Consider the following 6,636-nt stretch of genomic DNA (forward strand, 5'->3'; position numbering starts at 1 on the left):
TCACGCATGTGCTCTGCTGAGCCGGCGTACGACCGACGATCAGGGACCTGCCGTGCCGGGGTGCCGCCCCGACTCGCCGGCAGGTCCCTGATCGCGGAACCGAGCCCTCAGCGCGGCCGGTTGTTCCAGTTGTAGAACGTCGGGATGTTCTCGAAGTGGTTCCAGGCGCAGACCGCGTTGGCGCCGTCGCCGCCCGACACCTCCGCCCGCAGCAGCCGCGCCGCCTCCGCCTCACGGAGCAGAGCGGTAAGCCCCGCAGCGGCGTCCCGCACCCGGTCGGCCACTGCCCCCCGGTCGGTGTCACTGATGGTCTCGGGCATGCTCCAACACTCCCTCCAGTAGGCGGATCTTGCTGTTCCGGCAATGCTCGGTCTCCGTACCGTCGAAACGCCCCAGCTCGAAGTAGCGGTTGGCGGCGTGCCCACCCCCACAGAAGCCGAAGTACGCGCAGGACGTCCGGCACGCCTCCACGCCGGTGAGGAACTCGCCCACCCAGGGCGTGCCGGCCGCGTCGGCGAGGATCTCGCCCAGCGGGGTGGTGAGCACGTTCCCGCTGGTGAAGTCGCCGTAGTGCGGGTCCGTGAAGCCGGCCAGCTCCGGCGAGAGCACCACCACCGAACCGTCGTGCCCGACCGTCGGGATCGGGTCGAGGCGGCGGGGCAGCAGGTCGTCGGCGGTGCCGGCCAGCACCGCGCCCGCGTACCGCAGCGACCACTCCACCTCGCGCAGGTGGATCCGGGGATCACGCCGCCAGGCCGCGACCAGCTCCGCCCAGAACCCGGTGACCGCGCCCGCGTCCCGGGCGTTGGTCCGGGTGTTGACGCCCTCGGTCTCCTCGATGTTGACGCCGAGCACGTCGCAGCCCAGGTCGAGGAAGTAGTCGTACAGCTCGGTCGCCAGGCCCGGCTCCGGCCGGGACACCACAGCCAGCGCCGAGAACGGCACGCCGTGGCGGCGCAGCGCCGCCACCCCGGCCACGATCCGGTCGTACGCGGGCCGCCCGCCCCGGGTGACCCGCTCGGCGTTGCGGGCCCGTGGCCCGTCCACGCTGACGCTGACCCGCACCCGGTGCTCGGCGAAGAACGCGCACCAGGCGTCGTCGATCAGCGTGGCGTTCGTCTGCACGTGGTGCTCGACGTCCGGCCCGAACGGCGCCAGCAGGGCGGCCAGATGCTCCCGGCCGGCCGCGAGCGGCTCGCCGCCGTGCCAGACCACGGAGAAGCGACCACCCGTCGCCCACGGGTTCACCGACGCCGCCACCGCCTCGGCGACGGCCACCGGCATCCGCCGATCGGCCGCCCGAAGCGGCAGGTAGCAGTAGGCGCAGTCGAGGTTGCACAGGGTGGTCGGCTGCATCACCACGTACGACGGGACGGCGGCGATACCCCGCATCCCTTCGGGCGCACGTGCGGCCATCAGCACCTCCCCCGCCTGCCTGAAAACCGAACCTCCAGGCTAGGCCGCGGCGACCGCTCGGGTGAACCCCCGATCAGGTGCCCGGCCGATCGGCGCAGGGTGATCAGCCCCGGGTGTGCTGCCCGACCATCTGCACGTTGCCGGACCCCTCGATGATCTCGCCTGCCTGCCAGGCGTCCACGCCCCGGCCGGTCAGGGTGGCCAGCGCGCGGTCGGCGTCCTCGGCGGAGACGATCGCGAACATGCCGACGCCCATGTTGAACGTCGCCTCCATCTCCGGGTCCTCGATCCGGCCCTTGGTCTGGATCAGGTCGAAGATCGGCTGCGGCTTCCAGGTGGAGCGGTTGACCACGGCGTCGACGTGCTCGGGCAGCACCCGGACCAGGTTGCCGGGGATGCCGCCGCCGGTGACGTGGGCCAGCGCCCGCACCTCGGCCTCGGCGATCAGCTTGAGGCAGTCCTGCGCGTAGATCTTGGTCGGGGTGAGCAGCTCCTCGCCGAGCGTCCGCTGGCGGCCGAAGTCGTCGATCACCACGTCCAGCCGCATCCGGCCGGCGCCCAGCAGCACGTGCCGGACCAGGGAGTAGCCGTTGGAGTGCAGGCCGGAGGAGCGCATGGCGATCACCACGTCACCCACCTCCACCCGCTCCGGGGTGAGGATCTCGCTCTCCTCCACCACGCCGACGCCGGTGGCGGAGATGTCGTACTCGTCGGGGCGCAGCACGCCCGGGTGCTCGGCGGTCTCGCCACCCAGCAGCGCGCAGCCGGCGTACCGGCAGCCGTCCGCGATGCCGGCGCCGATCTCGGCGACCTTGTCCGGCACGACCTCGCCGGTGGCGATGTAGTCGAGCAGGAACAGCGGCTCGGCGCCGCAGGCGACCAGGTCGTCGACGACCATGGCGACCAGGTCGATGCCGACCGTGTCGTGGATGTCGAGCTGCTGCGCGATCACCAGCTTGGTGCCGACGCCGTCGGTCGAGGAGGCCAGGATCGGATTCTTGTACTTCTTCGTGTCCAGCCGGAACAGGCCGGCGAAGCCGCCCAGGTCACCCAGGACCTCCGGGCGCCGGGTCTCCTTGACCTTGGACTTGAGCAGCTCGACCGCGCGGTCGCCCGCCTCGATCGACACCCCGGCGTCGGCGTACGAGACCGAGCGTTTGCGCTGCGTCCGGCCGGACCCCGCCGACCAGGGCTGGCGGTCGCCGCCGGCGCCCGTCGGGCTGGATCCTGCGCCGCTGCGCTCGGACACGTGCGTCACGGTTCTCCCCTTTGTGGTTCCCGCGAGCCCGGAGCGGCCGGACCCGCGTCGGTGGTGCTACGGGTGGTGGGTCGGTGTGGCGACGAGCGGACCGGTCGGCCCGGCCGCCTCGGCGGCGACCCGGCGTCCCACTCCTTCGAGCACGTGCTTGCCGATCAGGTTCCCGGCCGGCAGTTCGATCGGATACTCCCCATCGAAGCACGCCCGGCAGAGCCGGCTCTTCGGCTGCTCGGTCGCGGCGATGAGACCGGGCAGCGATACGTACCCGAGCGTGTCGGCGCCGATCGAGCGCCGGATGCCCTCGTTGTCCAGCCCGTTGGCCAGCAGTTCGGCCCGGGTGGCGAAGTCGATGCCGTAGAAGCAGGGCCAGCTCACCGGCGGCGAGGAGATCCGGACATGGACCTCCAGGGCGCCCGCCTCGCGCAGCAACCGGACGATCGCCCGCTGGGTGGTGCCCCGGACGATCGAGTCGTCCACCACCACCAGGCGCTTGCCGCGCACGTTCTGCCGCAGCGGGTTCAGCTTCAGCCGGACGCCGAGCGCGCGCAGCGTCTGCGAGGGCTGGATGAAGGTGCGCCCGACGTACGGGTTCTTCATCAGGCCCTGGCCGTAGGTGATGCCTGATTCCTCGGCGTAGCCGATCGCGGCCGGCGTGCCGGACTCCGGCACCGGGATCACCAGGTCGGCCTCGACCGGGTGCTCCTTGGCGAGCTGACGGCCGATCTGCACCCGCGCGGCGTGCACGTTACGGCCGGCGATGGTGGCGTCCGGCCGGGCGATGTACACGTACTCGAAGAGGCAGCCCTTGGGCTCGGGCGCGGCGAACCGGCTGGAGCGCAGCCCGTTCTCGTCGATGGCGATCAGCTCGCCCGGCTCGACCTCGCGGACCACGCTCGCGCCGACGATGTCCAGCGCGGCGGTCTCGCTGGCCACCACCCAGCCGCGTTCGAGGCGGCCGAGCACCAGCGGGCGTACGCCGTGCGCGTCGCGCGCCGCGTAGAGCGTCGACTCGTCCATGAAAACGAAGCTGAACGCGCCGCGCAGTTGCGGCAGCACCTCCAGCGCCGCCGCCTCGACCGACAGGTCGGGCCGGCTGGCCAGCAGCATCGTCACCAGCGAGGTGTCGTTCGTCGAGCCGTCCGGGTCGAGCCCGCGCACTGCGGCCTCGCGCTGCAGCTCGGCGGTGTTGACCAGGTTGCCGTTGTGCGCCAGCGCGATGGTGGTGCCGGCGCTGGTGGCGCGGATCGTCGGCTGGGCGTTCTCCCAGGTCGAGCCGCCGGTGGTGGAGTAGCGCGCGTGCCCGATCGCGACGTGCCCGCGCAGGCTCGCCAGCGTCGGCTCGTCGAACACCTGGGCGACCAGGCCGAGATCCTTGTAGACCACGACGCCGGAACCGTCGCTCACTGCGATGCCCGCGGCCTCCTGGCCCCGGTGCTGGAGGGCGTAGAGCCCGAAGTAGGTGAGGTTGGCGACCTCTTCCCCGGGGGCCCAGACGCCGAAGACGCCGCACGCGTCCTGGGGGCCGGGTCGCTCGGGGTCAAGGTCGTGGCTCAGCCGGCCATCGCCTCGGGGCACCTGCCGCTCCCTCTTGGTGGGGTCTGAACTGGCCTGGCGGAGTCGGGGGTCAGCTCCGCACGCTATGGGCCGGGACCGTCGTCGGCTCTCAGTGTACGCGAACAGCAGTCGATACCGACAGTCACGGAGTCCCCGCTCAGGGTGAGTGCAGGTTGCGGCCGCCCGCCGGCTAAATCGGGAGGTACGCGGAAAGGTCGGCCCGGTTCCCCGACACCCGTACGCGACCGTCGGTGACCGCTCGCGCCCAGTCGAGGCGTCCGGTGGCGAGCGCCAGCCACGTCGGCGGGTCCATCTCCACCACGTTCGGGGGCGTGCCGCGGGTGTGTCGTGGACCACTCACGCACTGCACCGCACCGTAGGGTGGGACGCGCACCTCCACCGATCGGCCGGGGGCGCGATCCGTGAGGGCAGCCAAGAGGGTCCGGACCGCCTCCCGGAGGACCGGCCGTTCGGGCGTACGCCCCTCGTCCAGCGCCGCCAGGGCGGCGAGTACCGCTTCGGAATAAGCGTGCGGAGAGGACACGACGGGACGATACGACCCGGCAGAACGCCGCCCTGCGGCGGCCCTGGGTAGAGATGATCCGGTCAGACAAGGCATAGTTGCCGACGGCGTTATTCGTACCGTGAGTGATCAACCTCGGCCGAGCGGCCGGCGGAGAGATCAGACCCGGAAGGCGGTGGACGTGTCAACACACCGACGTGCCTGGAAGCAGCGGGCCGGTGTGGTCGTAGCGCTGCTCTTCGGCGCCCTGCTCACCGTCCCCGCCACCCCCGCCCTGGCCGCACAGATCGTCACCGCGACTAACTCCGTGACGATCGAGGCCGGCCGAAGCAGCGCAGTCACGGTCACGGTTCGCCCGAACAACGGTGAGACCTCTGCCGATATCGACGTGCAGGACCTGCCCGACGGCGTCAACTGCGGAGGCTGCGGCCGGGTCGATTTCAACGGCGAGCAGGACCAGACGGTCACGCTGAACCTGTCGGCTGCCGCCAACGCTCCCGCCAATAACGCCTCAGCACGAATCACGGTGAGCGGCGGGGGCGCGCGTCCGCTCCGTGTCACCGTCAGGGCGGCCGCGCCGCCCACGCCGGACCAGCCGCAGACCGTCAAGACGGTGTCCGGCAAGGTGGTGAACGCCGACGGCGACCCGATCGAAGGCGCCCTCGTGATGCTGCGCGACAGCGCGGGCAAGGAGCGCCGTACCAACACCAGCGGCAACGGCAACTTCAGCTTCAGCGGCTCCGACTCCAACCCGATCGCGCCCGGCCGGATCGAGGTGGGTGCCTCGACCGACGGCGCCACCCCGGTCGCCAGGTCGATAAACGCCAGCGCCGGCCAGTCCGTGACCGGCGTCCGGCTCAGCATTCAGCTGCGGGCGTCGGCGAGCCCGAGCGCCACCCCGTCGGCGAGTGAGTCCGCCCCGCCGTCGGACGAGCCGCTCGAGGAGGACCCGGCCGACACCCCGGCCACCGACGCGCCGGCCGCCCAGGAGCCGACCGCGAACGAGGACTCCGGGGGCATGGGCTCCTGGCTGCTGATCCTGCTCGGCGGCCTGTTCGTCGCCGTCGGTGTGGGCACCATCGTGCTGCTCTACATGCGGCGCAAGAACGAGGGCGACGACGGTGACGGCGACGGCCCAGGTGGACCGGTCGGTCCGGGTGGCCCCGGCGGCGCCGCCGCGGCCGGCGCGATCCCCGCGGCCCCGGGTGCCTACCACGGCACCGACGACCAGACCCGTGTGGTGAACGGCATGGGCGCCGGACCGGCGGCGACGATGGTCGGCGGCCCGTCGATCAGCGACGCCCCCACCATGCTCCAGCGGCCGGTCGTGGACGACGTCCCACCGGACCCGTACGGCGCACCGCCCGGACCGGCGTACGGCGTCGGCGCGGGACAGGCCGGGTACGGCTACGGCGACGACGCGCCCGGGCAGGGCGGCTACGGCGCCGGCAACGGCTACGGCGACGCGCCCGCCTCCGGCGGCGGATACGGCATCGCGCCCTCCTCGGGCGGCGGCTACGGCAACGGTCCGTCCTCCGGGGCCGGCTACGGCAGCCCGGACTACGCCGCGGGCGGCGCGGCCGGATACGCGGCCCAGGGCGGCGGCTACGGCAACGAGCGCTTCGACGAGCCCACCGGCCGCTACACCGGCGACAGCACGCAGTACGCGCCGGCGGCCGACCCGTACCCGACCAGCACCTACCAGCCGGAGCAGGACCGCGGGTACGACCAGTCCGGCCCGGCCGGGTACGGCCGCGGCGCGGAGCAGGGTGACGGCTACCGCTCCGGCGGCGGGTACGGCGCCGCCTCGGGTGGCTACGACAACGCGCCCACCGGCGGCTACGACAGCGGCCGCCAGCAGGGCGGTTACGGCGACGCCCCGGCG

6 protein-coding genes are annotated in these 6,636 nt (G+C 72.6%); 1 reads left to right on the forward strand and 5 read right to left on the reverse strand.

What is annotated here, in order from left to right; translation table 11 throughout:
* Nucleotides 1–107 precede the first annotated feature (107 nt).
* From amcA to MCBG_RS19105, 5 genes are all read right to left on the reverse strand, one after another.
* A complete protein-coding gene (gene amcA, locus MCBG_RS19085; protein WP_030500600.1) occupies nucleotides 108–320 on the reverse strand; it encodes a multiple cyclophane-containing RiPP AmcA in 213 nt (70 codons plus the stop codon).
* Nucleotides 301–1,392 carry a cyclophane-forming radical SAM peptide maturase AmcB gene (gene amcB, locus MCBG_RS19090; RefSeq protein WP_176722793.1) on the reverse strand — a complete coding sequence of 364 codons (1,092 nt, stop codon included), beginning with the start codon at nucleotides 1,390–1,392 and terminating at the stop codon, nucleotides 301–303. The genes amcA and amcB overlap by 20 nt, the downstream gene beginning before the upstream one ends.
* Before the next feature lie 127 nt (nucleotides 1,393–1,519).
* Complete coding sequence (purM, locus tag MCBG_RS19095; RefSeq protein WP_043327537.1) at nucleotides 1,520–2,674, reverse strand: phosphoribosylformylglycinamidine cyclo-ligase; 1,155 nt, start codon at nucleotides 2,672–2,674, stop codon at nucleotides 1,520–1,522.
* A 57-nt stretch (nucleotides 2,675–2,731) separates the two neighbouring features.
* The gene (gene purF, locus MCBG_RS19100) at nucleotides 2,732–4,249 is read right to left on the reverse strand and encodes an amidophosphoribosyltransferase (protein ID WP_043330756.1); all 1,518 of its coding nucleotides are present in this window, start codon (nucleotides 4,247–4,249) and stop codon (nucleotides 2,732–2,734) included.
* Between the two features lie 169 nt (nucleotides 4,250–4,418).
* The gene (locus MCBG_RS19105; RefSeq protein WP_043327538.1) at nucleotides 4,419–4,772 is read right to left on the reverse strand and encodes a sterol carrier family protein; all 354 of its coding nucleotides are present in this window, start codon (nucleotides 4,770–4,772) and stop codon (nucleotides 4,419–4,421) included.
* A gap of 160 nt (nucleotides 4,773–4,932) precedes the next feature.
* On the opposite strand from MCBG_RS19105, the gene MCBG_RS19110 reads away from it, so the two are divergent.
* On the forward strand, nucleotides 4,933–6,636 hold a 1,704-nt coding region (locus tag MCBG_RS19110; RefSeq protein ID WP_043330758.1), incomplete at its 3' end, for a carboxypeptidase-like regulatory domain-containing protein.

This window comes from Micromonospora sp. M42 (assembly GCF_000568915.1).
GTDB lineage: Bacteria > Actinomycetota > Actinomycetes > Mycobacteriales > Micromonosporaceae > Micromonospora > Micromonospora chalcea.

Bases quoted from the DNA above. Each gene is read 5' to 3' on its own strand.
- amcB (WP_176722793.1), bottom strand. From the start codon at position 1,392: ATGCGGGGTATCGCCGCCGTCCCGTCGTACGTGGTGATGCAGCCGACC.
- amcA (WP_030500600.1), bottom strand. From the start codon at position 320: ATGCCCGAGACCATCAGTGACACCGACCGGGGGGCAGTGGCCGACCGG.